The sequence below is a fragment of the Paenibacillus suaedae genome (assembly GCF_032337355.1).
Taxonomy (GTDB): Bacteria; Bacillota; Bacilli; order Paenibacillales; family Paenibacillaceae; genus Paenibacillus_B; species Paenibacillus_B suaedae.
In genome coordinates this window covers 92,540-117,330 of record NZ_JAVYAA010000008.1, presented here as the reverse complement: position 1 = coordinate 117,330, position 24,791 = coordinate 92,540, and the positions used below count along the sequence as shown (strand labels likewise).

Sequence of the window (24,791 nt, the reverse complement as noted above, 5' to 3'; positions counted from 1 at the left end):
GATGCGTCTCTCCCCGATTCTCCTCATTCAAAATTGACACTGAGGTAATGAGTACAAGTGCAGCACCGTGCGTTATTCCATTACAAAATAAGTGATGAATGATGCAAGCTAAAATATAACGGCCGATATCAATCTGCGAAAATGGGCAGACCTATCCTCTCTGAACGTACATTTTGAAATATAAAGCTGTCAAAATGACTTCTATCAGATCAGATTAGTTCTCCATCGCAGTAGATACCTTGCCCTTTCATTCGAATAAAATCTTACGCATCGAAAAGTTCTGATGCGATCTGTATCATTGTATGCCAATTTACTCAAATTTATCAAGTACCATTTTACATTAAAACATCTGATACCCGCTCTTGCGTAAGAAATAAATCGTCTTCCCGCTAATATATGCCCCTGCAAGTCCAGCAATCGCCGTTAAATATCCCTGCAAGCCGATGCCTGCCAAATTGTCCATAATCGAGGCATCCTGCTTCCACAACATAATAACCATTGCTGGCAGCAATACGACTAAATAGATGCCGATCGGGAACCACGTTGTCTTCATCAGCATGTTCAGAATAAATCCTATGCCGAACATCATCACGAAGAATAGCACCATTAAAATGAAGACCATTATCCAGCCCAACATGTTGCAACCCGCCTCCTGCTTCGCTTCGTACAATCTATTATTATCCAATTAAATATCCATATTTCGCTAATTCCTGAATAGTCTTAGTGTACTTGTACCAGGGCCAAAAATCAACGAACATTCAGTGACATTTATCACCTCTTAGTTGAATGCACTGCAAATAATAGCTACAATGACTTTAGTATGGCGATTTACACAAAAGTGGTTGTGGTACACAATCTTTTACGATAACGGAGGATAACGCGATATGAATGAAGCAGCTTTAACGCTCGACGGTTGGTATGCACTCCATGATTTCCGCACGATCAACTGGGCTCAATGGAAAAAAGCGGACGATGAAGAGCGTGCGCATGCGCTTGAGGAATTGCAAACGTTATGGTCGGAATGGTCCGAAACGGAAGCAGATAAGAAGGGCAGCACTGTCGTATACAGCATCGTAGGCCAAAAAGCCGACTTTGTCATTTTCCACCTTCGTGAAACACTCGAAGAGCTTAACGCGCTTGAAAATGCGCTGAATAAAACGTCTTTCGCTCAATTTACAACACCAACTTATTCCTATGTCAGCATCGTTGAATTAAGCAATTATATGACGAAGCCAGGATCGACCGAAGATCCAATGGAGAATCCGGAAATTATCGCGCGGCTGAAGCCAACCTTGCCGCAGAGCAAGCACATCTGCTTCTATCCAATGAACAAGAAGCGTGACTTGGCCGACAACTGGTACATGCTGTCCATGGAGGAGCGCCGCAATATGATGCGCAGCCATGGCATGATCGGCCGAGGCTATGCGGGTAAAGTGAAGCAAATCATCACAGGCTCGGTAGGTCTGGATGATTGGGAATGGGGCGTTACGTTATTCAGTGACGATCCGCTTCAGTTCAAGAAGCTCATTTATGAAATGCGCTTCGACGAAGTGAGCGCCCGCTTCGGCGAGTTCGGCTCCTTCTATGTAGGCAACCTGCTTACACCAGATACCCTGAATGATATGATGAAAATTTAAGATAAGATTTTGAGATTCATCCGTATGGAATGCCAATTCCGGCATCGAAAGGCCTGTATGATTGCGATCATACAGGCCTTTTGCGTCTCTGCTTGTCATATGGCAGCAAACAAAAAGCCGCTGGTATCCCCGATTAAAGACCGAAGATGCAGCGGCATATATTTGATTTAACACTATGATCTTAACCAATCAACCGTAAAACGGGTCACGTTCTTCTTACAGGAATTTACCTTTGCGAAGAGCAAGAGAAATTCCGCCAATGATGAACAACCAACGAATATCGATGACTTTTTTCAATTGGGCAGCCCAGAAGCCTTTCAGCTTCTTCTTACCCACTACGCCGATCGCTTCGCCTTTACCTAAGGAAGCAACTGTACCTTTGTTGTGGTACTCGAACTTCTTAAGCGGCTGGTTGCGAATTGAAGCAACGATGTTGCTCGCGCATACCGGACCTTGCTGCATCGCCATTTGCGCTGTAGGCGGATATGGACGATCAATTGCCGGATTAATCATGAGCGAGTTGTCCCCAATAATGAAGACATTATCATGACCTGGCGCTCTCAAGAATTCATCAACCTTCACACGACCGCGCATTGCCTCGAAGCCTGCTTGCTCGATGAGACGGTTACCACGAATACCGCCTGTCCATACAACCGTAGAAGACTTGATTTCTTCTCCAGTTGCAAGTAGAACACCTTCAGGTGTGCATTCCTTGATCGCTGTTGCCAGCTTGAATGTAACGCCTTTTTTCTTCAATACATTCATTGCATATTCAACAAGCTCAGGATCGAAGCCTGGAAGTGCTGTTGGCGCCGCTTCCACGTTATAAATATTGACCAATTTGGGATCGACATCAAACTGCTTGCACAGCATAGGAATGCGATCGGACAATTCACCGATGAACTCGATGCCTGTGAAGCCTGCGCCACCTACAACGAAATTCAGACGATCAGCACGAGTCTCATCTTGCTTATATAGAGCAAATTGATGTTCGATATGCTCACGGATTACGCGAACAGAGTTGATGCTGCGAATGCTGAACGCATACTCGCCAAGTCCAGGAATACCGAATGTTTCAGGCTCCCCACCAACACCAATCACCAAGTAATCATAAGACAAAGTTCCGTCCTCAAGAATGACTTTCTTATCTTGAATACGAATTTCCTTCACCGAAGATTTCACAAAGTCAATTTTGAACTCATCGATCAACTTCGAGATAGACACTCGAGCATTCTCATAGGAATCCGTACCAGCAGCAGGCATATGCAAATGAGTTGTGAAGTAATGATAGTCATGTTTGCTGACTAATGTTACGTCTGCTTCATTATAGTTTAATTCTTTCTGAAGACGTTGCGCTGCCATGATGCCGCCGTAACCCGCGCCTAGGATTACGATTTTAGGAATGTTACTCATCTTTCATTAGCTCCTTCCAAATCGGGTCAATCATTTTGTGTAGGTTGGTAATAACATGTTACAACTTGAATATGAATACCCTTGTTCTAGAAACCCGCGTATATACATCAATCTTGTGAAGTTGTGAAAAACCCCACAAAAAACAACAAACGAAATGTAGGTACCTATACATTATACAACTGGTAATCATTTTTATTATGGTCTAAATGATTGAAAGTAACTCATTCAGATAGATCCATAATCACGTGCACATCGCATTATGCCCAACATCGACAAATTGTCGACAATTTACAAACAATTCAACTGCAATGATATCGAGTTTCCAATTAAATTACAAGCACCTTTTTTGTAGAACAATGTATGAAAGCGTTTAATTTTGATAATTTTCACATTTATATCGAAATCCCTGGAAAATGTACGGTTTCCTTCTTGTCGAGCACCGTTTATAATGATAGATGTGCCAAAACACACAATGACCATGATCACATGGTCAGACATCGCCATTGGAGGTGCTCTGCCTTGAATTCACAACTTGTATCACAACAAGATGTAGTAGATATTTTAATTATTGGGGGCGGGCCTGCCGGCATGTTCGCTGCATTCTATGGCGGCATGCGACAAGCTTCCGTTCGTCTTATTGAAAGCATGCCTCAATTAGGAGGCCAATTAGCAGCATTATACCCGGAAAAGTACATCTATGACGTTGCCGGATTCCCGAAAGTAACAGCGCAAGAACTTGTTGATTCCTTGAAAAAGCAAATGGAACATTTCAATCCTGATGTTCGCTTGGAAGAGAAGGTTCAGGGAGTAGAGAAGCTCGACGAGCGTCTATTCGCCGTTACTACAGATAAAAGCGTTCATCACGCAAAATCCGTTATCGTAACAGCTGGTGTAGGTGCATTCGAACCACGCCGCTTGGAGCTGCCTGAAGCAGCCCAATACGAGAAATCGAACCTGCACTACTTCGTTAGCGATCTGCATCAGTTCAAAGGCCAGCGCGTGCTGATCAGCGGCGGCGGAGACTCTGCTGTCGATTGGGCACTCATGCTGGAGCCTATTGCTGAACAAGTTACACTTATTCATCGCCGCGACAAATTCCGCGCGCATGAACATAGTGTTGAGCAATTGATGAATTCCAAGGTTCAAGTGATTACGCCTACAGAAATTACCGCTTTGCATGGTGATTCTAGTCGAATTGAGCGCGTAACACTGACTAACACCAAATCAAAAGAAGCAATGGATATCGATGTCGATGCAGTTATCGTCAACTTCGGCTTCGTGTCCTCCCTCGGACCAATATCTGAATGGGGCCTTAACATCGAGGGCGGTTCCATCGTTGTTGATTCTCGTATGGAGACGAACATTCCAGGCTTGTTCGCTGCTGGCGACATTACGACTTACCCAGGCAAGCTGAAGCTCATCGCTGTCGGTTTTGGCGAGGCACCAACTGCTATCAATAACGCTAAGGTGTATATTGATCCATCAGCTAAGCTGTCTCCTGGACACAGCAGCAGCATGAAAATGTAACTAAATAAACGAAAGAAAGGGTATCCTATCTCCAACATCTTTATCTAACGGAGGAGGATACCCTTGTTTCATGTTTGTCCACTATGCAACGGCATGATCAGTCCCGAATTTCAATGTCCGAACTGTTTGAACCCAACCACTGACAGCGGCAAACTGGAAGATTATGTTGGACCTTACGCCCCATATCAGCCAGACGATTCCGTATCCCATCAAACGATGCTGGATGATAGTTCTGTATCTAGTTCTGTATCCATGCAGTGCCTGCATATAATCTATTGTGAGCACTGCCACGCAACCACTTATGTGAACGGACTGGCTTGGGAGTAAAGCCTCGGCATGCCGGTCATCTATGTGCACACCGGTATTCGGAAGAGGGTCGGACAAAGGCAGCGCCTTTTCATTTCCTCAAGCAGCAACGCGATGAATTCTTCATCCAATCGGAGCCTGATTGCCTGCTCATAGGAATCAATAAGCAGTTCATCGGAAAGCAAAGCCATCTGCATCACAACCTTTCCTAAACTTTCCTGCCGCATTCATCATATCACGGCCTCAGAAAGCAGAACAAGCGTTCCAATATCCACAGGCGTTTGTGGAAAAATTGTGAATAATTTGTTGATAAACGTCAAAAAACGCTATCTATCAGTGGGGATGATGTGGATATAATTATTCACATCTTTTTGGATTGTTTTTCTAATAAAAATGTTTAATCATTTTCCAATCTCTAGTAAATCTAATCTATCAAATCCCACTTCCAACGTAGATTGCCCCTTACTGCGGTCTTGTGTTCACCTCGAATATCCAGATATGACCAGTTCGATCAATGCCATAATCGAAGCCGAGCTGGCCAATCCCTGGATATTTCCTCTCTAATAGCGATGTGCAGATCCATGTCAAATATCTCATCTTACTCTTCTTGGCGCGGACGCTCTGTCCAGAGAGCGATCTTGCAATTCCTTGTGCTGCGGTTACCATCGTACCTCCTTTGCACAAGTTCGTCACGAACAAGCCTCTTCTCGCCAAGCGCCCAACCATCGAGCGTACACCCCATTTGCCATTTGACTTCACTACTTTAACCCGGTAATCGATCGGTCTTCCATTAATCGTAGCTAGATGGATTCCCCGCTGAATTAGGTAGGTACGCTTCTTTTTCGTACCGGACAATGATCGCACCATGGCATCGAAATCTCCAAAGCTGCGTGTATTGGCCTGATACGTATATCGATAAGTCGATCCGCTCTTCGTTACTTTAATAACACCGGCACCGCCAGAACCAACGACAGGCTTGATGACGACGAAGCCGTGTATGTTTAACATTTCATGGAGATTAGACGTATTGTATATACGCGTTGCCGGAATATGCCCTGCTACACGTGAATCCGATATTAGCGCCGCGGTTTTCAACCATTTGCTGGCTAACTGTCTGCCTTCCATTCGCCACTCCCCTTTCGTCCTTAATACTTATACATACTCATGGCTCCCAACCGATTCTTGTATGATTGTCCATGGCATGTGCCTGATTTGCACAAGACTAGATCAAGTTGGACGCATAGTGCTTGTCTTTTTCAAGATTGGGATGGTATCGTATAAGGGATAATAATGGATGGATATAAAGGATGGGAGCGACCGTCATGTCAACTGCAGCTGTATATGAAGCGTTGTACTGGATTGCGATCGTATCTATGTCTGTCGTACTCGTGCTTGCCAATGTAGGTATACTTGCGATCGGTTTTCAATTTTGGAGAAAGCATAGACGGGTACTTGGAACAGCGTGCTGGCTGTTTTCAGTATTTTGTTTTTATTTGATCTCCATCATGATCAACAAGACGTTCTTATAATTGTCAGTTCTGATCATCTAGGAAGACTTGATCGACTCCCGCAAGACGGACAATGGGGCAAAATCCTTGGACTTCGCGCTTGGCGCCTGCTCCAGGGATTTTTGTTTTTGTGCTTTTCCCCTCATAATTAGACCTGATCACTCCCCACCTTGGAATGGAGGTAAATCGCATTGATCATTCATGTACTCGTTGCGGATGATGACCCGAATATTGTAACGATGCTGCGGCTTGTGCTCGAATCTGAGCAGTATCATGTGTTCGACGCGAGTGATGGACAAGCTGCAGCACAACTATTGGAGCAGGAAACCATTCATATTGCGATCGTAGATGTCATGATGCCAGTGAAGGATGGCTGGACATTATGCGCCGAAATTAGACAGCAATATGATATCCCGGTGATTATGCTCACCGCGCTCGGCGAACTTGAAGATAAGGAGCAAGGCTTCGCAGCCGGCACCGATGACTATATGGTGAAGCCCTTCGAGCCGAAGGAGCTGCTATTCCGCATGAAGGCGCTGCTTCGGAGGTATCAGATCGTATCTGACAGCCTCATACGCCTTGGTGCAACAACTATCGACCGCAAGAGCTATACCGTTGCAGCCTCCGGCGAAGAACTGACTCTTCCCCGCAAGGAGTTTGAGCTGTTAGCGCAGCTTGCTTCCTATCCAGGGCGCATCTTCACACGCGAACAGCTGCTGGCTTGGATATGGGGTACTGACTACGAAGGGGACAGCCGAACCATTGACGTGCATATTAAGCGTCTTCGGGAGCGTTTTCCTGAGAATGCAAGTGGATTCCGAATCACTACAATCCGAGGCCTTGGCTACAAATTGGAGGTTCCTGAACCTTGAAGACACTGTATACACGAATCGTGTTTTTCTCAGCAATAATCGTATTTATCAGCTTCGTATGCGGCGTCTTTCTGGCGAATATCGCGCACAATCAAGCGATCTCCAGTCATTACGAGCAGAAGATGGAGAAGGTTGGGCACGCGCTGGCGCGCATGAACAACATGTTATCGTCTGGTGAAGACACGGTTGACGAGGCGTTAACGAATCTCGCTGAACTGGGCTATCAGCTGTACCTTATCGCTCCTGATCATCATGTGAAGACATTCGGCAGACCATTCAAGAATGCTGATCTTGCTCCTGAAGCGATTGACAGCGTTCTTCAAGGGAATACGTATCGCGGCATGCTTCAGCAAAGAGCATGGAGCAGCTTCTTCGTCCCCGCTATATTCGAGAATCGACTTGCCTTGAGCCACGGTATCCCGCTCACAGTTAATGGCGTGCAGCACGCTATGTTCATTCGCCCAGATATGGTGCAGCAGACCGAAGAAGTGCGCGTTCTCATTGCGGTACTACTCGTCTCTACCTTCGTTATCAGCCTAGTGCTCATTTCCGTGAAGACACGCTATCTCGTTAAGCCGCTGCAGCGGTTAACCCGAGCCACTATGGAACTGGAAAAAGGCAATTACGAAGTTAAGCTGGATCTCCACCGCAATGATGAAATTGGTGAGCTTGCAAGACGATTCACCGTAATGGCTGAAGCTCTTGGGCAACTGGACGCCGTACAGAAGCAGTTCGTCGCGAATGTGTCCCATGAGATTCAATCTCCCTTGACTTCGATCCAAGGATTAGCGCAGCAGCTCATGGATCACCCGCTGCCGCCCGAACAAGAACGACGCTATTTGCACATCATTGCAGATGAGTCGCGGCGGTTATCCGGAATAAGTCGGCAATTGCTGACGCTCGCCTCCTTGGAACGAGGAAGCGAGATGATGAAGCAAGCTTCTATCCGACTAGATGAACAGCTGCGAGAAGTCATCATCCTACTTGAGCCGCAATGGAGCGTGAAAGACATCGAATTGGATCTTCAGCTCGATAGCGTGAAGTTAACGGGAGATACAGGATTGCTGTATCAAGCATGGACAAATCTGCTAACGAATGCGATTAAATTCACTGCGTCGCAAGGAACCATCGGGATACAATGCAAACAACAAGGAGAAGACATTATCGTAGTTGTATCTGACACGGGGATAGGTATTCCAGAGGATGTACTGCCACATATCTTCGAGCGATTTTACAAACACAGTGAGCTTGCTGAACCAGGACAGAGCCAGCATGGAACAGGGCTTGGCTTAGCCATCGTAAAGCGAATCATTGAATTGCACAACGGAACGATCCGCGTGTCTAGCGAAGTAGGACAAGGAACCATATTTACGATCCGATTCCCTAAATAGCGTATAAGCAGAACATGACCCCGTTGTCATGTTCTGTTCATATTGGGTTCATACAACTGCGGTACACTCCTATCATCCATGCGAATGACGAAACAAAGGAGAGAGTTTACTGTGAAAAAACTGTATTACACTTCATTCTTCTATGCCATTCTTGGCCTCATATCGGGTATCTTTTACCGGGAGTTCACCAAAATAAATGATTTCACAGCTTACACAGCATTAAAACCGCTGCACACCCATATTCTCGTTCTCGGCTTCCTGTTCTTCCTGCTTCTCACCTTGCTTGCGAAGCAGTTCCGCGTGCATGAAGTCCGTTCATTCAAAGGTTGGTACTATGTATATAATATCGGTCTGATGCTAAGTCTTGCAGCGATGACGGTTCGCGGCATCCTTCAGGTTAACGGAACTGATATGAAGGGCTTGAGCCACATGGCAGGCCTTGGTCATGCAGTCCTCGGAGCAAGCATCATTTGGTTCATGATCCTGCTAGGCAAACGAGTGAAGGAATAAACTGACCCTAACAGGCATATCCGAAGGCTGCACCTGCTCTTCTTATAAGAGTAAGGGCAGCCTTCTTCAGTTGAGCAGAATAGATGGCTGCACAGCTTCTGTGTTCTGTGTTCTGTGTTCTGTGTTCTGTGTTCTGTGTTCTGTGTTCAATTCGTTCTATCCCCGCGCAAATTAACAGCTGCCTGAACTCTCAATAACGGTAGCTCCCGTGGTTCCTGCATGGTACGTATTGTTGTGATTCTGGGCATCCCTCGTTGAATCTTGACGGGAATCATAGCAAGTCCCATGCCACCCTCCTGGACATTCCGTGCAATACGCTCTATAAGACACCAGCAGTGTACGGTCTACATCAGTGGATTGCTGTACTTGATGTGCATCATGATGTTCATTCATAGGTATCACCTCCTGCTCGTTATAAGGTTCGCCGAAACAATTTGCAGTATGATTAGAAATATTAGGATTAGCGCTATAGACGCCAAAACAACAAAAAAACCTCTTACAAGGTAACGATGCTCAACTCTACCGTAATAAGAGGTCTTCTATATTTCATTATCATCTAATCACGAAGTCTAATCGCAATTATCGAATCGAATGGAATCAGAATGTATCATTCATCTATATATAAGGTATCATGCAAATAAGTGGAGACTAGTCGTCGCACTTCTCCGCTTTTCCCTCATTTGTTGCTGTACGGAAGCTGGAGCCGCAGCCGCAAGTTGCTACCGCATTCGGGTTGTCGATCGTGAAGCCGCCAGACATGCCGGATTCCTTGTAGTCGATTGTAAGGCCACTCAGATGAGGAACACTTTCCTTATCGATGACGACCTTCATGCCGCCAATCTCCAAATGCACATCTTCCTCAGTCTCTTCATCGTCAAATCCCATACCATAAGAGAATCCACTGCAACCGCCTGGACGAACACCGACGCGCAGGAACATATTTTCATTTTCCTCTTGCGCAATCATTTCCTTTATCTTCTCAATCGCTTCATCGCTGATTGTAATCATTCTAATCACCCTCCTCGTATTACTAAGTATAACCATCCCCTTCGGCATATACAAGAGAACATCGCTGCTGGTAATTTGCACCTTTACTTCCTGTAGACGTATTGCCCCACCTCTTATGCGAATGTATAATGGAACTGACATCAATTAATGTGATTCGTTTCACTGCAATCTCCGACGGAACTTATCCGCCGCGGAGTTTTTTATTTGTCAACAACAGCATATTGTGCTGAATTGTAAAAAGATACCTTACCTGAAGGGGGCCTGTGTATGACTACAGTCATGACGCGTCATGCCGATCCACGTATGGCCGAAATCGCAGATAAAGTCGAACGCGGTGAGCGCCTGACGCTTGAGGATGGCGTTTACTTGTATGAAACGGACGACCTGTTGACCTTGGGTCAATTGGCGAATCTTGCGAACATGCGCAAGAACGGCAAAAATGTTTATTTTATTGAAAATATGTCCCTATACTTCACGAATGTATGCGAAGCGCACTGCGCATTCTGCAACTTCCGTAAAGATCAAGGAGACGAGGGTGCTTATACATTGTCCAGTCAAGAAATGATCGACTTCGTAGATCAGCACATCCATCCGGGCGTACGCGAGTTTCATATCGTTGGCGGACACAACCCGCATGTACCGTTCTCTTATTATGTAGATTCGCTTCGTGCACTGAACGAGAAGTATCCAGACGTCACACTTAAGGCGTACACAGCAGCTGAAATTGATTTCTTCACACGCATCAGCGGCTTGAGCATTGAAGAGGTGCTTAAAGAGCTAATGAATGCCGGACTGGAATCTCTGACAGGTGGAGGAGCAGAAATTCTATCCGATGAATATCGGAAGAAGATGCGTGTCGAGAAAGCTGGCGTTGAGCGCTATCTCGAAGTTCACCGTACGGCACATCAACTTGGCATGAAGACACATACAACGATGCTGTACGGCGCAATCGAATCGCATGAGGATCGTATTCGCCATATGATCTCGATCCGCGAACTTCAAGATGAGACGAATGGCTTCCAAGTATTCATCCCATTGTCTATGCAGCCGAAGAGTCCTAAAGCCAGCATCAAGCGCCGCAACTCCGCGTATGAAGACTTGAAGACAATTGCGATCAGCCGCCTTATGCTGGACAACATTCAACATATTAAAGCGTACTTCATCAATATCGGAACCCAGTTGACACAAGTTGCACTTACGTTCGGTGCTTCCGACGTGCACGGCACGCTTGTGAAGGAACGCATTAGTCATGCAGCCGGCGCGCTTACACCGGAAGGTTTGACGCGCGATGAACTCGTATGGCTCATTAAGGGAGCAGGCCGTACGCCAATCGAACGCGATACGTTCTACAATCCGATAAAGATATATGAGTAATGTCGATGTAATTGATCATTGAGCATATTAGAGAGATAGAGGTAATGCATGACCCTATTGGATAATACAACAGAGAATCAGCAACCGCGGGCACGATTCATAACACCGAAGACATGGCTTCCAGCTGGCTTCACGGAATCGCGTCCCAGGCAAATGAGTGGAGCCATACGACGTAATCGCCGCTTGCGGCGCAGCACCTACCATCTTAATTTTTCGGCAACATGGGGGGAGTCGAACAGATGAAACGATACGTCATACTCGGTGGCGGCTACGGAGGATTGGCCATCATTAGTCGGTTGTTGGAGGGCGAGCTGCCTTCCGATGTACAACTTGTATTAGTTGACCGCATGCCTTATCAAGGCCTCAAGACGGAATATTATGCACTAGCAGCCGGAACGGTGTCTGATATGGACATTCGCGTGTCCTTCCCGGATGATCCGCGCGTGCACCTTCATTATGGGAATGTACAATCCATTGATTTGGACGGGCAGATTGTCCACTTCACAGATGGAGATGCACTCGCCTATGATCATCTAGTCATCGGTCTGGGTTGCACGGATAAGTATCATGGCATTCCAGGCGCCGAGCAGTTCGGCAACAGCATTCAATCACTCGCCAGTACAAGACGCACCTATCAATTGCTAAATGACATCCGTCCATACGGACACGTAAGCATTGTGGGCGGTGGGCTTAGCGGTGTTGAAATGGCGGCAGAGCTGCGTGAGAGCCGACCTGATCTCAATATCCGGATTCTGGATCGGGGATCGCGCGTGCTATCTGCGTTCCCGGAGAAGCTCTCTCACTTTGTCTCTGGCTGGTTCCTTGAGCACCATATTGAGCTTCGTTCTTTTGTGAATGTGAGCCACCTCGAGGATGGAGTCATCTATAACCGGAAAGAAGATATTGAAGAAGAGATTTTGTCGGACGTTACCGTATGGACTGCCGGCATTCAGCCTGTTGCTCCGGTACAGCAGCTCCAAGTTGCGAAGGATCCACAGGGCCGTGTCATCATTAACGAATATCATCACATTCCCGAATATCCGAATGTTTTCGTTGTAGGAGATTGCGCAAGCCTCCCGTTCTCGCCTAGCGCACAAGCAGCAGGCGCCCAAGGGGAGCAGATTGCGGATGTCATTCGGGCGAGATGGAACGGGGAAACTCCTCGCTTAGGTAAAATTAAGCTGAAGGGCGTGCTTGGTGCATTAGGCAAAAAATCCGGCTTCGGCGTTGTTGGCAAGCGTGCCGTTGTAGGGTATGTGCCTCGCGTCATTAAGAGCGGTGTATTATGGATGTCTAAGAACCATTTCGGATAATACCTGCAATGATTCTACTCTATAACAAAGCATGGGAGCAGCGGCATCAATCGATGTCCAGCTGCTCCCATGCTTTTATTTCCTCTATTTTGATCATAATTTTGTCATATAACTCATCTGCCGTTTCCCCAGCAACGATTTCACCATTTACTAATGCAAACGGAAACATGTAGCACTCCCCGCAATTCCCGAGACAACCATACTCCAGTACGTCATACTCCGGGTTGCCTTCTAGGCGCTTCATGACATTATCTGTCCCGTGATGCATATTATTCACACAAAATTCTATGATTGGTCGCATTGACATTATCCCCCGCTTTCATGTTGCGCCTTTGAATTCGGATAGCTTTATAATATAATAAAATCAGCATGGATGAAAGGAGTTGTCATAGATGAGTGAAAATGCACAAAGCACAGTTTACGATGAAGTGCTGGAAGTGTTGGATAAACTGCGCCCGTTCTTGCAGCGCGATGGCGGCGACGTTGAATTGGTTGATGTTGAAGACGGCATCGTTAAGCTTCGCCTGATGGGCGCTTGCGGCAGCTGCCCAAGCTCCACGATCACATTGAAAGCGGGTATTGAGCGCGCTTTGGTGGAAGAAGTGGAAGGCATTACAGAAGTCGTACAAGTATTCTAAATTGAATAATTGGACTTCATAAGAAGGAAGGCTGTCACCAGCAGTTGAATCTGCCGGGGACAGCCTTTTTTCAATCCCGAATCATTTCATTGCGTTAACTTATCACTGCTAAATAATAGGTAAAGCGACATTGCTGGATAGCTGCTACTGCTGCGGCTGCTTCGCTTAACTGCAGCTTGTTCCCCATCATTCTTCCGTTATTTCAACTGAATTCCAAGCTTCAAGGCCATGCCGATATTATAAGCAGTACGCTCCATATTGTCAGCAGCTTGTCCTAAGGCCTCCTCCAATGTCGTAACTCCCGGAACAATCGTAAATACCATATCGATACCGTGCTCATGAACCACTTCATGTCCAGCTGCAAGCGTACCCGCAATACCGATAACTGGTACTCCATGCAGCTTCGCCGTCTTCGCTACGCCGATTGGCGTCTTGCCGTAAATGGTCTGCCCGTCAATCTTGCCTTCACCGGTAATGACCACATCAGCATCAACTGCATGATCTGCTAAGCCGGTTGCGTCGATGACAATATCTACTCCTCGCTTCAATTCAGCTTGCAGAAAAGCCACCACGCCTGCCCCAAGCCCTCCGGCCGCCCCAGCGCCTGGCATATGGGCGACATCACAACCGACGTCCTCCCGTAGCTTCGCCGCGTAGTGCGCCAAGTTCGCATCCAGTTGCTTCACCATCTCCGGCGTAGCTCCCTTCTGGGGGCCAAATACTGCCGATGCTCCCCGCTCTCCGATAAGCGGGTTGTCAACATCGCAGGCCGCTACGAATTTCACCTTCGCAAGCCGAGGGTCAACACCGCTCAAATCGATATGTGCAATGCGGCCGACCTCTTCGCCTCCATCACCAATTTCCGTTCCATCCTCAGCTAACAGCCGAATACCAAGCGCTTGAGCCATCCCAGCGCCGCCATCATTCGTAGCGCTGCCTCCAAGCCCCAGGATAATCGTCTCTACCCCCTCATTCAATGCGGATAGGATCAGCTCTCCCATCCCCCGCGTCGTCGTAACGAGTGGATTCCGCTGTGCCGGTGGAACAAGCGCCAGTCCCGATGCCGCAGCCATCTCAATAACTGCGGATTTGCCATCACCCAAGACGCCATAGAACCCTTCCACAGGTGTTCCAAGCGGCCCTGTTACTGTCGTCCGTACAATTCGGCCGCTTGTCGCATCTACAAGCGACTGCACGGTCCCTTCTCCGCCATCTGCCATCGGTACATATACGAGTTCCGCCTCCGGGAATACCCGCCCCAAGCCGCGGCCAATCGCCTGACATGCTTCCCACGCAGACAAACTTTCTTTAAAAGAGTCTGGAGCAATTACGAATTTCATACTGATCCACTCCTATCCATGCAATCTGACTTTCTCTCCGAGTTGTACATTAGCTGTTTATCTACATTTCTATTTCTATTTCTATTTCTATTCCTTTACCTGTCTCTCATTACGAACCAGCAAGTTCCTCAGTTATACCTGCACAACTTGCGAGGTTTACTGCCTTGTCCCAGTACATTGTATTGTCCTTGGCTTACAAGAACCAGCCGAAGACACCGAATACGAGCGTAGATACGATAGCGAGTACAAGACCGATTAGCGTTTCATAGGGGATAAGACGAAGACGTTCCTTCATCGCCATATTCACGCTGCCGCCAGTGGCATGGAAGAAGCTGCCATGCGGCATATGGTCGAACACCGTAGCACCCGCATGTATCATTGCCGCTGCCCCTAAGGATGCGACGCCAAGCTCCATAATGGTCGAACCGAATACCGAGCTTGCTACCGCAGTACCTGCAGTTGTGGACGCTGTCGCCAGAGACATCAAGGCGCCACTGATTGGTGCAAGTAAATAGGCTGGCAAGCCTGAAGCCGTCAAGCCATCAATAATAACATCCTTCAATTGTGAGTTCGAAATAATTCCGGCAAGTGTCCCCGTCCCGATAAGCATGACGGCAACACCCGTCATTTTGCCAAGTCCAGAGGTTGCATATCGGTTAATCTGTGTAATGCGTCCCATACAGAGTGCCCCTACTAAACCACCAACAGGGAGAGCGATAATGGGGTCAATGGCGATGCCTGCAATCGGGCGCAAGGCCAGCAATGCAATTGCTGTTATTGGCGCCATCATTGCAGCAAGAAAGCTAGGAAGCTGTTCCTTGCTATCCTCCACCTGCTCTACACCTGCTACCTTCGTTCCTTTATGAGACAACTTTTTCGCAATCCAATACGTTACGAACAAACCAATCAAAGCTGGGATAATTCCTGCTGCCATTATCGAAGTCAACGGGATATGGAAAGCATCCGCCGCAGAAATCGCGTTCGGGTTCGGCGACATAATGTTGCCTGCCTTGCCTCCCCCAATCATAGCGAGCAATATCGCCATACGGGACAAGTCTGCACGCTGCGCAATTGCAAGTGCGATTGGAGCCACCGTAATGACCGCCACGTCGATAAATACACCAACAGCTGTCAACACCATCGTTGCAAAAGCTAGTGCGAACAATGCGCGAGTCTCGCCTACCTTGCGTACTAATGTCTCTGCAATCGTCTTCGCTCCGCCTGATTCAATCAATACGCCTGCAAGAACACCTGCTGCTAATATTCGCAGCACAGCTGGAATCATCGTCTTGGCTCCATCCATCATTAGCGTTACGGAGTCAATTAAACCAATTCCTCCGACTACGCCGCCTACCAGCGCGCCAATCATCATACCGTACGCCGGTGGGACTTTTCGTAAAATAAGCACGATAGCAACCACTAAAGCCGCCAGTGCACCAAGTACAGATACCGTTACTGTCATAGTCCCCATCCTCCTTGAAGATGCAGTGTTTCGTTGTTGTACCTTTACTTTACCTCCAATATGAAAGCGCTTCATCATGCATAAACATGAAATGAAGCGCTTTAAAAAGTGTATTTTTTGTTCAATTGCACAAAACAAGATCCATCAACCTTTGTCTTGCTGCTATCAGGCCTGTATGTGAAATAAGATACATGAAATAGACATGCTCAGCCTTTCCGTTGTTAACTGGCTAAGACTCATTACTGCGCAGCATCGCGTGAATCCACCACGCCGACATTAACGTATACAAATCGCGAAAGCTCTTGGGATCCTTGCCTGTCACATCCGCAATCCGCTGAAGACGATAACGGAGCGTGTTGCGATGGATGGCCAGCCGCTGTGCAATCCGCTGCTGCTCGCCGCTTTCCTCATAATACACCTGCAGAGTCTGCCTCAATTCCCCGCTCCGATCTTCTTGGATGAATCGCTGCCACATCTGCTCCATTTCATCTGTAACCCAGCTGCGGCCCACATTCGCCAGCACCGTCTCATTTGGCATATCCTCACTATAATAGACCGTATGCTCAGGCAGGATTGCTTGACCCGCGCGCATCGTATCTTGAGCAGAGCGATAGGATGCTATGAGCCCATCGATTCCTGAATAAGCCTTGCCCACCGCGATACGAAGAGGTGCAATCTGCTTCTCTTCCAGCAACTTCCGAATTTTCCGTATTCCCTCGCATATATCCATATTCGGCTTCCGTGGGTGCAAATGCGGCTTGAATAGGACGATTTGCCGCGTATTCCGTATCGCGATAAGATCAATTGTCGGCCGCCCTTCCAACAGTTCTACAACTCTGCGCAGTGTAGGCACTGAATCCGCATCCTGTTCATCCGTAAGCTCCAGAATACAAGCAACACGAGGCTTGTCCGGCTTCAGGCCTATTCGTTCCGCCTGCAGGCGAAGCATGGCTTGATCTCCCGGTTCCGCATGAATGACCGATAAGAGGAAATCCTCCTTCATCCGCTTATCCCAGCGCGCCTTTTCCAACAAATCCGCCTGCTCCAAATACATCTCAGCTGTCATCTTGACAAGTTCCCCATACTTCGTCACTTCAGCAGGATCTCCCGTAATCCCGATAACGCCGACAACTTCTCCGCGAAATTGAATAACAAGATTCGTCCCCGGCATAACACCCTGAAGATTGCGTGCACTCTCTTTATCGATCTCGAACCTTCCCTTGCGCTCAATGGCAATGAGTGCCCCTTCATGCTTTTGATTAATGCGGGACAGGTCGCCCGAGCCAATGATCCGCCCACGCTCATCCATCACATTTACATTGTACCCAATGACCTGCATCGTCCGTGAGACGATTGCTTGCGCCAATTGCTTGGTCAGCCAACTCATATCTTCATACCACCTATCACGCGAAATCAAAAAGAGGTTAGGACATCCCGCATCCCGTCCATCCTTCTTCTCCAAAATATGAAAACGCCCTCGTTCCAACAGGGCACAGCAACCGCTGTGTCTGTCAGCCGACGGGCGTACATGCAGCATTAGGATTTCGAGCTAATCGTTGTACGAATAGGATCGAGTCCGCCTGAGACATTAATAATATTACCAGTTATAAAGTCAGAAGCATCCTCACATAGGAAGCGGATGACTCGTGTCACATCTTCACCACTGCCGGGACGGCCGCGCGGCGTTTCGTCATCGGTTAGATGAAGTACATCCTCGATTTTTCGCTCCTTGTTGTCACCACGAATATCGCCAGGGCAAATCATATTCACCGTAATGCCATTTTGTGCTTCCTCTACCGCCAGTGTCTTCGTGAAAGACACTAGTCCCACCTTGGCTGCGGCATACACCGCCCGATGCGGCCAAGAACGCGCCTCAGACGCATGGCCGAAGCCATAATGAATAATGCGCCCCCATCCCTTCTTCCGCATCGATCCGAGCAGCAAATGATCGAGCAGTATGACACCACTTAGATTCCCATTCAATAAATACATAATGTCCTCTTCCGAGTAATCCGCGAACAATCTCCGCTCTCTGATGAACGGCCCAGCATTGTTCACCACAATATCAGCCATACCGATGCGTTCATTCATTTCAGTAACGAGCCGCTTCACTTCCTCTGGCTTGGAAATATCCGCGCAAATGGCAATACACCGTATTCCCGTCTTCTCGAGCTGGAGCCGCAGTGCTTCAGCCTCTGCCTCGCTATGTACATAATTTAAGACAATATCATGCCCGGCTTCGGCCAATGTCATAGCTGTCATCTTCCCGAGGCCTTTGGCGCTCCCCGTAATAAGAGCAATTTTACGCTGCTGTTCCACGTCGTAATCCTCCTTTTGAGCGCTTCAAAGAACTTCCACGTTCAGTATAAGATATTTGCCTTGGCAGAACAACTTTGCATTGGACACTGATGTAGACAGACTGTCCGCTCCGCAATGCAATGCACTTGAATCCCTTCCACCTAGATTACAAAGAAAAAAGCCCTAGCAGCAAGCTCCACCTTTCTTATCGAAAGGCAGCTTGCCTCTAGGGCTTCTGTCATTGAAAGTATTCTACAATTAAAATGCAGGTACGATCGAACCTTGGTATTTATCTTCAATAAATTTCTTCACATCGTCAGACTGCAAAGCTGCAAGCAATTTCTTCACAGCATCACTATCCTTGTTGTCCTCGCGAGCCGTCAAGATGTTCGCATACGGAGAATCCTTATCTTCAATGAACAACGCATCCTTCGTAGGATTCAAGTTCGCTTGCAGTGCATAGTTCGTATTGATAAGCGAGAAGTCAACTTCATCCAGCGTACGAGGCAGCATTGCAGCTTCCAGCTCTTTGAACTTCAAGTTCTTCGGATTCTCAGCAATGTCGTTAACCGTTGCTTCCAGACCTACGCCATCCTTCAACTTAATAATGCCCTGCTTCTCCAGCAAGAGCAGCGCACGTCCGCCATTTGTTGCATCGTTCGGAATCGATACCGTTGCGCCATCTGCAATTTCACTAACCGACTTAATCTTCTTGGAGTAACCTCCGAAAGGCTCAACGTGAATATTGCCTACAGTTACAAGGTTGTATCCCTTCGTCTTCACTTCATTGTCCAAGTACGGCTTATGTTGGAAGAAGTTCGCATCAAGCTGCTTCTCGTGTACTTGTACGTTCGGCTGAACATAATCCGTGAACTCCTTAACTTCCAACTCAATCCCTTGCTCAGCCAGCTTCGGCTTGATATGATTCAGTATTTCTGCATGAGGCACCGGTGTTGCACCTACGACAAGCTTCACTTTTTCTGTGCCAGACTTGCCTGCCTCACCAGATGCGTTCGTGTTATCGCCTGCTGTATTTTTGTTGCCGCAAGCAGCGAGTACCGCTACGAGTGTAATAAGCGTTAATACAAAAGTCCACTTTTTCATGTCATTCACTACTCCTTCCAAGATCCCCATTTTAATTGATGAATATTTGTAAGTTGAAGCTCCTAAGAGCGTGCTTCCTATGCCTATTAGGTTTTGATTCAAATGATCATTTCATCCAACTCGTAACTACCGATAATTCCAATTGAATTACTGGGATTATATCATATTTTGTGCTGCCGTCAACCATGAAATGACCGACTCAGCACAATATTTTTTTATTTTCTTGTATAGCGGCGAACAAATGCATCGCCAATCCATTGCAGCACCTGTACGAGTATAACCATAATAACGATCGCCACGATCATCATTTCAATCTCATAGCGATGGTATCCGTAGCGAATCGCTAGGTCACCGAGACCGCCGCCGCCAATGAGACCTGACATCGCTGTATACGATACGAGCGTAACCGCCGTTATCGTCGTCCCTGCAATCAAGCCTGGCATCGCTTCGGGCAGCAGAACCTTATATACAATCTGCCAAGTGGATGCTCCCATTGCCTGTGCTGCCTCAATAACGCCCCGATCAACCTCACGCAATGACGTCTCCACGAGACGAGCGAAGAATGGTGCAGCCGCGATAACGAGCGGCGGGATTGTTCCTTCTACACCGATAGATGTGCCTACTACAATTCGTGTAATCGGTATGATCGCAATCATTAGAATAACGAACGGTACTGAACGCAGCACGTTCACAATGAATGACAAGATACTATATACGATCTTCCCAACTGTGCTATCCGTGCGCCCAGTTAAATACAAGAGCACGCCTAGCGGCAAGCCAACAAGGAAGGTGAATAGTACAGAGAACAGCATCATCTGCAATGTTTCTCCAGTAGCCGAAGACACATCGCTCCAATTGACAGTAGAGAAATCGAAATTCATCACGCAATCACCTCCACTTCAAGACCCTGCGCCCGGAGAGAAGATAATGATTGCTCTACAGCACTTGTGTCGCCATCTAGACGAACGACCAATTGGCCGTAAGGAGTATCCTTCATCCGAGAGATCGTTCCCTGCAGTATTGCGAAGCTGACGCCCGCTTCCGTAAGGACACGATGCAGCACCGGCTCATACGTGACATCACCCAAATAGTTGATCTTCACAACATGGGAATGCTCAGCAGCCTGGCTCTTGAATGCCGCCCAAGGCTGAATATCCGCATCGCTGCGCTCTTCAAGAATGAATTCGCGCGTTACCGGATGCTGAGGCTTCAAGAACACGTCTACAACCTTGCCTGCCTCAGCAATCTTCCCGCCATGAATAACGGCAACTTTGTCGCATATCGCTTGGATGACGTGCATCTCATGGGTGATTAGCACGATCGTAATTCCGAACTTGCGGTTAATATCGAGCAGCAGCTCCAAGATCGCATTCGTCGTCTGCGGATCTAGCGCCGAGGTTGCTTCATCACAGAGCAGCACCTTCGGATCATTCGCAAGCGCACGCGCAATCCCTACGCGCTGCTTTTGTCCACCGGACAATTGAGCCGGGTATTTATGCTTGTGTTCTTCCAAACCAACAAGCCTAATCAACTCATTTACTTTCTTCTCTACTTTATCCTTGGATGTTCCCGCCAGGCGCATCGGAAATGCAATATTGTCATATACCGTTGCTGAACTGAGCAGGTTAAAATGCTGAAAAATCATCCCGATTTTACGCCGCTGCTGCTGCAGCGCCGACTTCGACAGCTTCGTTAAGTTAACGCCGTCTACCTCAACTACGCCTGCCGTAGGCCGCTCAAGCAGGTTAATGCTGCGCAGCAGCGTACTCTTCCCTGCACCTGAATGGCCGATAATGCCATAAATCTCGCCAGATTCAACCGACAGACTCACATCATCCAGTGCCAGCAGCCCTTGCACCTTGCCGTTAGCACCATATTGCTTACTTATATGTTCCAGCCGAATCAACGGAATCGTCACCTTCCTTCATGCTAGCTACATTCTAGAATAGATAGGCCCTACAGCCTTATCTTCATCTATTCGTATGCTGTATCCTCTCAATAACTGTCGCCACATATACCACATTGCCTTGGCTGCCTTCACTTCTCCATTTTGGGGCCGCTCGTTCATGCAAAAAGCCCCCTCTTGGCAGATGCCAAAAGGGGGCGAACGTTCGGTATTCTGTGAAGAAACCAGATGAAAAATCGACTCTCCCTTTCTTATCTGCCAGAACATTACGTTCTGAAGGAATTAGCACCATTGACATCTTGCAATCACATAACTTATTGTTATGCATCCGGGTTGCAAGATCGGTTGCCGGGCTTCGCAGGGCCTGTCCCTCCGCCACTCTTGATAAGAAAACAGTTATGAAATTTAAATTGAGTATAATGCAGCGGGTGAAAGTTGTCAATTAACTTTTATTCCCTTTTCAATTCCATTACTTGACGGGAAGCAGTCGAAATACATGGATCAATGCGCCACACACCATCTCCAGACCATGCTGCAAATCTGCCACATTGGCCTGAATATCCTCAAGCTTAATTTTGTCATTCAAGCTGCGATGCCGCTGCCATAAATCATCCTGCATTTCTGGGTTCATATGATGAATCTCCATATTGCGTCGCTTGCGCAGCCGCTGAAGCGCATCTTCATGCTGCTCCTTCAATGCCAGCAGGGCATGTTCCAATTCAGGATGCTGTCCCTTGAAGCGCAATTGGCGAAGCACCGTAAAGTAAGAGAAATGATGCTTCACCCTTTCGGTCTCCAAGGACAGCACTGTATTCAGCAGCGTTCCAAGCTTGTCCAAAATCGAGAACACGCGAATAAATCCATTTTTATAAAAATAGACGTACCGGTAATAATCATCCTGCTCCGATTCAGACATCTCGGCCTCATAATGCTTCGACACACGATCGGCGAACTTGTCAGACGCATATACGCTTTGTTCCAGTTCATCCAAGGAGGTCTTCAGTCCGACTGTCCATACTTCTATCTTGCGCCAGAAGTGATCGGGATCGCCTGTTCCCTCCATGCGACTGCGTATTGCTTCCAAATAATTGTCCATCCCCGCCATTGCATCCTTCAACGTTCCGCTGTCAACACGGGGCGGCTCCCCGAACAAGCTGCGCAGCATGGAACTCACCCCCGCTTAAATCCGTTTGGGAAATAGTCTTTCCAACGGCGGTCGACCAATTCCACAATATCCTCACGCGGGAATAACTCATCTGGGTAGCCTGGCTTCATGCGGGCATCGATAACAATTGGCAATTTATACGAGAGATGGTGATTACGGACTTCCATTGCCGCGTATATATCTGATGCGGGGTTAAATCGCGTAAATACCGTCCACAAGAACGACAACTGCGTATTGGCAACCTGAGCGTCGTCAACGAGGAAGACGAGCGGCCACTTCGTCTCTTGTGCAGCAAGACGATGTAGCAATCGTTCCGCCAGCTGTGGTTCTGCTTCATACGAAGCACCTGACATTGTCAAGCAGCCACGGCAAAATACAGCCACATCGTTAATCTCATCGATCGGGCCTTCTTCGTACACGCCAGGCAATTCACGGACTACATCGCCTACACCGAGCAATATCCCCTTGCTGCCATGGTTCAGCTTATGCCCCGTATAGTCAAGTGTGTCATGGGACGTATTATTAATCACATACAGATCCGTCTCTGGCTTGAAGCGCTCTAGCACCGCTTCCGTAAGCTCTGCAAAGTTCTCTAAGTCAACCGGCTGATCCGTCAACATCAAGAACTTCGTCAAGCTAAGCTGCCCTTCGCCAAGAATACGGAAGCCAGACAGAAGTGCCTCACGAGAATAGCTCTCACGTACAACAGCTGCGGCAAGCGAGTGAACGCCTGTTTCTGGATATGGATGTACCTTGCGTACCGCCGGCATAACCATCGGGAACGCTGGCGACAACAATCTAACCAGATACTCGCCCAAATAGTAGTCTTCCTGACGCGGCTTGCCCACGATTGTAGCTGGGTAGATCGCATTCTTGCGGTGGTACATGTGCTTCACATTCAGGAACGGGAACTCATGCGCCCATGAGTAATAGCCGTAGTGGTCGCCAAATGGCCCCTCCATGCGGCGCTCATGTGGTGGAACGTACCCTTGGATAACGAATTCTGCTTCCGCTGGGATGCGATGTCCTTCGAATCCGCTGTCTACTACGGGCAGACGCTCACCCATGACGAATGAGGCCATCAACAGCTCCGGGAGCTTCTCCGGCAGTGGAGCGATCGCAGCCGCAATCAGCGAAGGCGGCCCGCCCACGATAACGGATACCGGAAGCGCTTCATTGCGCAGCTCAGCCTCATGATGATGGAGGCCGCCGCCCTTTTGAATTTGCCAATGCACGCCTGTCGTGCTGTCATCGTAAATTTGAATTCGGTACATACCGAGATTGTGATCAGCGCTCTTCAGCTCCGGATGTTCGGTATAGACCAATGGAAGTGTAATAAATGGACCTCCGTCCAGCTGCCAGCTCGTCAATGCCGGCAAGCCCTGCATTGGCTTGTCTGTACGCTTCACCTGCATAATTGGAGCTTGGGAAGAAGATACATCCTTCATGCCAACCTTCATCAGGCTAAGGAGCTCTTTCACCGTCGAACGCTCTTGCCACAGCTTCTTCGGCGATGGAGGCATTAGACGGTTTACGGCCTCTACGCACTTATTCGCGAGCTGTTCAGGACGCGTTCCGAACGCCATATCTACCCGACGCATCGTACCGAACAGGTTCGTCGTCACTGCAAAGGGGCTGCCCTTCACATTGGTGAATAGAAGCGCAGGACCTCCCTCTTCAATGACGCGCCGATGAATTTCTGCAATTTCCAAATACGGATCAACTTCCGCTTCAATAACGACGAGGTCATTCTCACGCTTCAGCGTGTCGACAAAGTCGCGTATATTCGTAAATGACAACTACGAGCCCTCCTTGAAAAAAATAAGCATATCTGTGTTGCTGTACTTGAACAGTTACATGGATGCCGCAGGATGTCTGCAATAATTTGCGTTCACAAGCGGGCTTTGATGACAAACGAAAACTTCCTCTTCTGTAGTATAGCTGTTTTTTTGATGAACCTAAAGCCTGACCGAGCAGACAACTTACGACATTATTACGACATTGTAAGATAGCCGTAAG

At 47.8% G+C, this 24,791-nt stretch carries 27 protein-coding genes and 1 riboswitch; of the genes, 10 read left to right on the top strand and 17 right to left on the bottom strand.

Annotated features, from left to right (window positions below):
* Window positions 1-340 precede the first annotated feature (340 nt).
* Entirely contained in the window at window positions 341-634 is a 294-nt protein-coding gene (locus tag RQP50_RS25455) for a YuiB family protein (protein ID WP_072730735.1), read from the bottom strand.
* A 250-nt stretch (window positions 635-884) separates the two neighbouring features.
* Between RQP50_RS25455 and hemQ the strand changes: the two genes are divergently transcribed.
* On the top strand, window positions 885-1,637 hold the full coding sequence (gene hemQ / locus RQP50_RS25450) for a hydrogen peroxide-dependent heme synthase (RefSeq protein ID WP_021252641.1): 753 nt from the start codon (window positions 885-887) through the stop codon (window positions 1,635-1,637).
* Between the two features lie 216 nt (window positions 1,638-1,853).
* On the opposite strand, the gene RQP50_RS25445 is transcribed toward hemQ, so the two are convergent.
* Window positions 1,854-3,050: an NAD(P)/FAD-dependent oxidoreductase gene (locus RQP50_RS25445; RefSeq protein WP_021252640.1), complete on the bottom strand. Its 1,197-nt coding sequence runs from the start codon at window positions 3,048-3,050 to the stop codon at window positions 1,854-1,856.
* Between the two features lie 519 nt (window positions 3,051-3,569).
* Here RQP50_RS25445 and RQP50_RS25440 point away from each other — a divergent pair.
* Together RQP50_RS25440 and RQP50_RS25435 are read left to right on the top strand one after the other, a co-directional pair.
* Window positions 3,570-4,577 (top strand): NAD(P)/FAD-dependent oxidoreductase, encoded by a 1,008-nt coding sequence (locus tag RQP50_RS25440; RefSeq protein WP_174809982.1) that lies wholly within the window; start codon window positions 3,570-3,572, stop codon window positions 4,575-4,577.
* A gap of 63 nt (window positions 4,578-4,640) precedes the next feature.
* On the top strand, window positions 4,641-4,904 hold the full coding sequence (locus tag RQP50_RS25435; RefSeq protein ID WP_139070670.1) for a hypothetical protein: 264 nt from the start codon (window positions 4,641-4,643) through the stop codon (window positions 4,902-4,904).
* Window positions 4,905-4,924: 20 nt separating this feature from the next.
* Here the strand turns inward: RQP50_RS25435 and sda are convergent, their stop codons facing one another.
* Both sda and RQP50_RS25425 read right to left on the bottom strand, forming a co-directional pair.
* Window positions 4,925-5,074 (bottom strand): sporulation histidine kinase inhibitor Sda, encoded by a 150-nt coding sequence (sda, locus tag RQP50_RS25430; RefSeq protein WP_028533731.1) that lies wholly within the window; start codon window positions 5,072-5,074, stop codon window positions 4,925-4,927.
* Between the two features lie 271 nt (window positions 5,075-5,345).
* Window positions 5,346-6,008 (bottom strand): YheC/YheD family protein, encoded by a 663-nt coding sequence (locus tag RQP50_RS25425; protein WP_315747113.1) that lies wholly within the window; start codon window positions 6,006-6,008, stop codon window positions 5,346-5,348.
* A gap of 197 nt (window positions 6,009-6,205) precedes the next feature.
* Here RQP50_RS25425 and RQP50_RS25420 point away from each other — a divergent pair, with 197 nt between their 5' ends.
* The 4 genes from RQP50_RS25420 (at window position 6,206) to RQP50_RS25405 (ending at window position 9,164) form a co-directional block, all read left to right on the top strand.
* Entirely contained in the window at window positions 6,206-6,412 is a 207-nt protein-coding gene (locus RQP50_RS25420; RefSeq protein ID WP_028533730.1) for a hypothetical protein, read from the top strand.
* A 170-nt stretch (window positions 6,413-6,582) separates the two neighbouring features.
* Window positions 6,583-7,263, top strand: a complete 681-nt coding sequence (locus RQP50_RS25415; RefSeq protein WP_072730670.1) for a response regulator transcription factor — start codon at window positions 6,583-6,585, stop codon at window positions 7,261-7,263.
* Entirely contained in the window at window positions 7,260-8,654 is a 1,395-nt protein-coding gene (locus tag RQP50_RS25410; protein ID WP_315747112.1) for a sensor histidine kinase, read from the top strand. The genes RQP50_RS25415 and RQP50_RS25410 overlap by 4 nt, the downstream gene beginning before the upstream one ends.
* 111 nt (window positions 8,655-8,765) lie before the next feature.
* Window positions 8,766-9,164, top strand: coding sequence for a DUF2871 domain-containing protein (locus tag RQP50_RS25405; protein ID WP_072730672.1), 399 nt, complete (start codon window positions 8,766-8,768; stop codon window positions 9,162-9,164).
* A gap of 171 nt (window positions 9,165-9,335) precedes the next feature.
* Here the strand turns inward: RQP50_RS25405 and RQP50_RS25400 are convergent, their stop codons facing one another.
* Together RQP50_RS25400 and RQP50_RS25395 are read right to left on the bottom strand one after the other, a co-directional pair.
* Window positions 9,336-9,557 carry a hypothetical protein gene (locus RQP50_RS25400; RefSeq protein WP_268626009.1) on the bottom strand — a complete coding sequence of 74 codons (222 nt, stop codon included), beginning with the start codon at window positions 9,555-9,557 and terminating at the stop codon, window positions 9,336-9,338.
* Window positions 9,558-9,812: 255 nt separating this feature from the next.
* Window positions 9,813-10,172 (bottom strand): HesB/IscA family protein, encoded by a 360-nt coding sequence (locus tag RQP50_RS25395; protein WP_021258546.1) that lies wholly within the window; start codon window positions 10,170-10,172, stop codon window positions 9,813-9,815.
* A gap of 267 nt (window positions 10,173-10,439) precedes the next feature.
* Between RQP50_RS25395 and mqnE the strand changes: the two genes are divergently transcribed.
* Both mqnE and RQP50_RS25385 read left to right on the top strand, forming a co-directional pair.
* A complete protein-coding gene (mqnE, locus tag RQP50_RS25390; protein WP_315747111.1) occupies window positions 10,440-11,546 on the top strand; it encodes an aminofutalosine synthase MqnE in 1,107 nt (368 codons plus the stop codon).
* A gap of 239 nt (window positions 11,547-11,785) precedes the next feature.
* Window positions 11,786-12,859, top strand: coding sequence for an NAD(P)/FAD-dependent oxidoreductase (locus tag RQP50_RS25385; RefSeq protein ID WP_090513606.1), 1,074 nt, complete (start codon window positions 11,786-11,788; stop codon window positions 12,857-12,859).
* Between the two features lie 46 nt (window positions 12,860-12,905).
* Here the strand turns inward: RQP50_RS25385 and RQP50_RS25380 are convergent, their stop codons facing one another.
* A complete protein-coding gene (locus RQP50_RS25380) occupies window positions 12,906-13,160 on the bottom strand; it encodes a YuzB family protein (RefSeq protein ID WP_021252628.1) in 255 nt (84 codons plus the stop codon).
* 91 nt (window positions 13,161-13,251) lie between these two features.
* On the opposite strand from RQP50_RS25380, the gene RQP50_RS25375 reads away from it, so the two are divergent.
* Window positions 13,252-13,497: a NifU family protein gene (locus RQP50_RS25375; protein ID WP_021252627.1), complete on the top strand. Its 246-nt coding sequence runs from the start codon at window positions 13,252-13,254 to the stop codon at window positions 13,495-13,497.
* A gap of 197 nt (window positions 13,498-13,694) precedes the next feature.
* Here RQP50_RS25375 and RQP50_RS25370 read toward each other — a convergent pair whose 3' ends face one another.
* From RQP50_RS25370 to RQP50_RS25325, 10 genes are all read right to left on the bottom strand, one after another.
* Window positions 13,695-14,837: a glycerate kinase gene (locus tag RQP50_RS25370; protein ID WP_315747110.1), complete on the bottom strand. Its 1,143-nt coding sequence runs from the start codon at window positions 14,835-14,837 to the stop codon at window positions 13,695-13,697.
* Window positions 14,838-15,030: 193 nt separating this feature from the next.
* On the bottom strand, window positions 15,031-16,299 hold the full coding sequence (locus tag RQP50_RS25365) for a GntP family permease (RefSeq protein WP_021252625.1): 1,269 nt from the start codon (window positions 16,297-16,299) through the stop codon (window positions 15,031-15,033).
* Between the two features lie 229 nt (window positions 16,300-16,528).
* Window positions 16,529-17,686: a sugar diacid recognition domain-containing protein gene (locus tag RQP50_RS25360; RefSeq protein ID WP_315747109.1), complete on the bottom strand. Its 1,158-nt coding sequence runs from the start codon at window positions 17,684-17,686 to the stop codon at window positions 16,529-16,531.
* A 149-nt stretch (window positions 17,687-17,835) separates the two neighbouring features.
* Window positions 17,836-18,618, bottom strand: a complete 783-nt coding sequence (locus RQP50_RS25355) for an SDR family oxidoreductase (RefSeq protein ID WP_315747108.1) — start codon at window positions 18,616-18,618, stop codon at window positions 17,836-17,838.
* A 237-nt stretch (window positions 18,619-18,855) separates the two neighbouring features.
* Window positions 18,856-19,701, bottom strand: coding sequence for a MetQ/NlpA family ABC transporter substrate-binding protein (locus RQP50_RS25350; protein ID WP_021252622.1), 846 nt, complete (start codon window positions 19,699-19,701; stop codon window positions 18,856-18,858).
* 215 nt (window positions 19,702-19,916) lie between these two features.
* On the bottom strand, window positions 19,917-20,585 hold the full coding sequence (locus RQP50_RS25345) for a methionine ABC transporter permease (RefSeq protein WP_315747107.1): 669 nt from the start codon (window positions 20,583-20,585) through the stop codon (window positions 19,917-19,919).
* A complete protein-coding gene (locus tag RQP50_RS25340; protein WP_315747106.1) occupies window positions 20,582-21,607 on the bottom strand; it encodes a methionine ABC transporter ATP-binding protein in 1,026 nt (341 codons plus the stop codon). Before RQP50_RS25340 ends, RQP50_RS25345 begins: the two co-directional genes overlap by 4 nt.
* A 27-nt stretch (window positions 21,608-21,634) precedes the next feature.
* Window positions 21,635-21,769, bottom strand: a complete 135-nt coding sequence (locus RQP50_RS25335; RefSeq protein WP_315747105.1) for a hypothetical protein — start codon at window positions 21,767-21,769, stop codon at window positions 21,635-21,637.
* Window positions 21,770-21,855: 86 nt separating this feature from the next.
* A riboswitch (SAM riboswitch) is annotated at window positions 21,856-21,998 on the bottom strand.
* Between the two features lie 78 nt (window positions 21,999-22,076).
* Entirely contained in the window at window positions 22,077-22,772 is a 696-nt protein-coding gene (locus RQP50_RS25330) for a Cthe_2314 family HEPN domain-containing protein (protein WP_021258553.1), read from the bottom strand.
* Window positions 22,773-22,777: 5 nt separating this feature from the next.
* A complete protein-coding gene (locus RQP50_RS25325) occupies window positions 22,778-24,571 on the bottom strand; it encodes a UbiD family decarboxylase (protein WP_315747104.1) in 1,794 nt (597 codons plus the stop codon).
* Window positions 24,572-24,791 lie beyond the last annotated feature (220 nt).

What these genes read in the sequence shown, in the direction of transcription:
- hemQ (WP_021252641.1), top strand. Translation starts at nt 885, where the DNA reads ATGAATGAAGCAGCTTTAACGCTCGACGGTTGGTATGCACTCCATGAT.
- RQP50_RS25445 (WP_021252640.1), bottom strand. Translation starts at nt 3,050, where the DNA reads ATGAGTAACATTCCTAAAATCGTAATCCTAGGCGCGGGTTACGGCGGC.
- sda (WP_028533731.1), bottom strand. Translation starts at nt 5,074, where the DNA reads ATGGCTTTGCTTTCCGATGAACTGCTTATTGATTCCTATGAGCAGGCA.
- RQP50_RS25425 (WP_315747113.1), bottom strand. Translation starts at nt 6,008, where the DNA reads ATGGAAGGCAGACAGTTAGCCAGCAAATGGTTGAAAACCGCGGCGCTA.
- RQP50_RS25420 (WP_028533730.1), top strand. Translation starts at nt 6,206, where the DNA reads ATGTCAACTGCAGCTGTATATGAAGCGTTGTACTGGATTGCGATCGTA.
- RQP50_RS25400 (WP_268626009.1), bottom strand. Translation starts at nt 9,557, where the DNA reads ATGAATGAACATCATGATGCACATCAAGTACAGCAATCCACTGATGTA.
- RQP50_RS25395 (WP_021258546.1), bottom strand. Translation starts at nt 10,172, where the DNA reads ATGATTACAATCAGCGATGAAGCGATTGAGAAGATAAAGGAAATGATT.
- mqnE (WP_315747111.1), top strand. Translation starts at nt 10,440, where the DNA reads ATGACTACAGTCATGACGCGTCATGCCGATCCACGTATGGCCGAAATC.
- RQP50_RS25385 (WP_090513606.1), top strand. Translation starts at nt 11,786, where the DNA reads ATGAAACGATACGTCATACTCGGTGGCGGCTACGGAGGATTGGCCATC.
- RQP50_RS25380 (WP_021252628.1), bottom strand. Translation starts at nt 13,160, where the DNA reads ATGCGACCAATCATAGAATTTTGTGTGAATAATATGCATCACGGGACA.
- RQP50_RS25375 (WP_021252627.1), top strand. Translation starts at nt 13,252, where the DNA reads ATGAGTGAAAATGCACAAAGCACAGTTTACGATGAAGTGCTGGAAGTG.
- RQP50_RS25370 (WP_315747110.1), bottom strand. Translation starts at nt 14,837, where the DNA reads ATGAAATTCGTAATTGCTCCAGACTCTTTTAAAGAAAGTTTGTCTGCG.
- RQP50_RS25365 (WP_021252625.1), bottom strand. Translation starts at nt 16,299, where the DNA reads ATGACAGTAACGGTATCTGTACTTGGTGCACTGGCGGCTTTAGTGGTT.
- RQP50_RS25360 (WP_315747109.1), bottom strand. Translation starts at nt 17,686, where the DNA reads ATGAGTTGGCTGACCAAGCAATTGGCGCAAGCAATCGTCTCACGGACG.
- RQP50_RS25350 (WP_021252622.1), bottom strand. Translation starts at nt 19,701, where the DNA reads ATGAAAAAGTGGACTTTTGTATTAACGCTTATTACACTCGTAGCGGTA.
- RQP50_RS25335 (WP_315747105.1), bottom strand. Translation starts at nt 21,769, where the DNA reads ATGAACGAGCGGCCCCAAAATGGAGAAGTGAAGGCAGCCAAGGCAATG.
- RQP50_RS25330 (WP_021258553.1), bottom strand. Translation starts at nt 22,772, where the DNA reads ATGCTGCGCAGCTTGTTCGGGGAGCCGCCCCGTGTTGACAGCGGAACG.